Origin of the sequence: Streptomyces silaceus (assembly GCF_001419745.1) — a bacterium.
Lineage (GTDB): Bacteria > Actinomycetota > Actinomycetes > Streptomycetales > Streptomycetaceae > Streptomyces > Streptomyces silaceus.
In genome coordinates, this window is record NZ_LIRJ01000443.1 from 1 (window position 1) to 2453 (window position 2453).

The window sequence follows — 2453 nt, forward strand, 5'->3', positions numbered from 1 at the left end:
TCGCGGGGGCCGTCGCCGCCGCCTCGTACGTACTCGTCGACCGGCGACCCGCCTCCTAGGTACCACGGGTCGGCGCGGGTCCCGCCTCAGTCGACGTGGCTCAGTACGTTCACCACCCTGCCCCGCGGGTCCCGTACGAAGAAGCGGCGTACGCCCCACTCCTCGTCGCGCAGGGGCAGGACGATCTCCGCGCCCGCGGCGCACGCCTGCTCGTACACCGCCTCCACGTCCGTCACCTCCACGCTGAGGTCCGGGACCACGGGAGCCGTCGCGTCGTGCGTGAGGAAGCTGATCTGGGCCGTGGGGTTGGCGGGGGACGCGAGGGTCGTGATCCAGCCCTGGTTCATGACCTCGCGGAAGCCGAGCAGTTCGTAGAAGTCGCGGTGCCGGGCGAGGTCCGACTCGGACTCCAGCCGTACGTTCGGCACGATCCTGCGGATGGTCATCGGCTGCTCCCCACACTTCCCTGCGTCACGCTCGTCCGTCCCCTTCTCCTCGTTCCCGGAACCTGGCCGCGAACGCCCCCACCACCAGCGCCCCCGCCCCCATCACCAGTGTGCAGAATGCCCACGTCACCTGCCACGCGTCCGCGTCCCGCGCGGGGTGGGTGTCGAAGGAGACGAACAGGAGCGTCGACGGTGGGGCCGCCACCGTCAGCAGGGTCCAGGCCGGGCGGTCCCGGATGCCGGAGTGGGCCGCCAGCGCCGCCAGGGCGAGGGTGAGCGTCGTCAGGCCCAGGGCCGTCACCGGGGACGTCTCGTCGATCGCGCCCGGGGCCTCCGGGCGGTTGCGCAGGTCCCAGGGCAGGCACACCACGTACGCGGTCGCCGCCAGCGCCGCGCCCAGCAGGCGCGTCGCGTACCTCGGCAGCGGCGGGCTCTCGGGGAGAGGGGTCAGCAGCGGTTTCATCGTGCGGGGCTCGGGCGTCGGCGTGGGCATGGGTCGACGGTGCCCTCCCTCGTAGGCCGGCGACAGAGTATGCGTACTCAGGTTCGGGCGCGGCCCGTGCGTGCGGCCTCGTTCGTCTCCACCGCCGACAGCGGCGTCGCCACGTCCTCCAGGGACTTTCGTTCCGCCCGTACCGCGAGCACCGCCGCGACCAGGCCCGCCGCGCACATCAGGGCCGCGCCGATCTGGAAGGCGAGCACCGTGTCCGCGACCACGCCCGACTTCGTGAGCTCGGCGAACAGCAGCGGGCCGCTGATGCCGCCGGCCGCCGTGCCGACCGCGTAGAAGAAGGCGATCGCCAGGGCCCGCGTCTCCATCGGGAAGATCTCGGAGACCGTGAGGTACGCGCTGCTCGCGCCCGCCGAGGCGAAGAAGAGGACGACCGCCCAGCACGCCGTCAGGCCCGTCGCGCTCAGCACGCCCCGGTCGAAGAGCGCGGCCGTGCCGAAGAGGAGCAGCCCCGACAGGACGTACGTCGACGTGATCATGATCCGGCGGCCGACGGTGTCGAAGAGCTTGCCGAGCAGCAGCGGGCCGAGGAAGTTGCCGACCGCGATCACGGCGAAGTAGTAGCCCGTCCGCCCCGGCGGGACGTCGAAGAACGTCGTGAGGATCGTGCCGAAGCCGAAGGTGATCGCGTTGTAGAGGAACGCCTGTCCGATGAAGAGGGAGAGGCCGAGGACGGCCCGCCGGGGGTAGCCGCGGAAGACCGTCCGGGCGATGGTGACGAAGCCGATCGACTTGCGCTGGTGGATGGTGATCTCGCCGTGCGGGGGCGGCAGTTCACGGCCACCGCGTTCGGCGCGCACCTCGTCCTCGGCCGCCGCGACCAGCCGCTCCGCCTCCTCCCCCTTGCCGTGGATGAACAGCCACCGCGGGCTCTCGGGGACGTTGCGGCGTACGAGCAGGATGACCAGGCCGAGGACGACGCCGAGGGCGAAGGTGAGCCGCCAGCCCACGTCGGGCGCGAAGAGGTCGGTGTCGAGCGCGACGATCGAGAGCAGGGAGCCGCCGACCGCGCCCAGCCAGAAGCTGCCGTTGATGATCAGGTCGACGCGGCCCCGGTGCTTGGCGGGGATCAGCTCGTCGATCGCGGAGTTGATCGCCGCGTACTCCCCGCCGATGCCGAAGCCCGTGAAGAAGCGGAAGACGAAGAACCACCAGGCCTCGAACGACAGGGCGGTCATCGCGGTGGCCGCCAGATAGACCGCGAGCGTCACCATGAACAGCTTCTTGCGGCCGAAGAGGTCCGTCAGCCACCCGAAGAACAGCGCGCCCGCGCAGGCCCCGGCGACGTACAGCGCCGCCGCGATCCCCGTGACCTGCGCCGACGAGATCGCCAGGCCGCTGCCCTCCTCGGACAGGCGCCCGGCGATGTTCCCGACGACGGTGACCTCCAGGCCGTCCAGGATCCACACCGTGCCGAGGCCGACCACGATCGTCCAGTGCCAGCGGGACCAGGGCAGCCGGTCCAGGCGGGCGGGGACGGCCGTGGTGACGGCGGG

At 71.7% G+C, this 2453-nt stretch carries 3 protein-coding genes; all 3 read right to left on the reverse strand.

All coding sequences use genetic code 11. The features are described 5' to 3' along the window. Positions 1–86 precede the first annotated feature (86 nt). Complete coding sequence (locus AOK22_RS33295) at positions 87–446, reverse strand: VOC family protein (RefSeq protein WP_055702442.1); 360 nt, start codon at positions 444–446, stop codon at positions 87–89. A 25-nt stretch (positions 447–471) separates the two neighbouring features. Continuing rightward, the gene (locus tag AOK22_RS33300) at positions 472–939 is read right to left on the reverse strand and encodes a hypothetical protein (protein WP_079036985.1); all 468 of its coding nucleotides are present in this window, start codon (positions 937–939) and stop codon (positions 472–474) included. 47 nt (positions 940–986) lie between these two features. Further along, positions 987–2453, reverse strand: a 1467-nt coding sequence (locus AOK22_RS33305) for an MFS transporter (RefSeq protein ID WP_055702443.1), incomplete at its 5' end; no start/stop codon positions are given.

Bases quoted from the DNA above. Each gene is read 5' to 3' on its own strand.
- AOK22_RS33295 (WP_055702442.1), bottom strand. From the start codon at position 446: ATGACCATCCGCAGGATCGTGCCGAACGTACGGCTGGAGTCCGAGTCG.
- AOK22_RS33300 (WP_079036985.1), bottom strand. From the start codon at position 939: ATGCCCACGCCGACGCCCGAGCCCCGCACGATGAAACCGCTGCTGACC.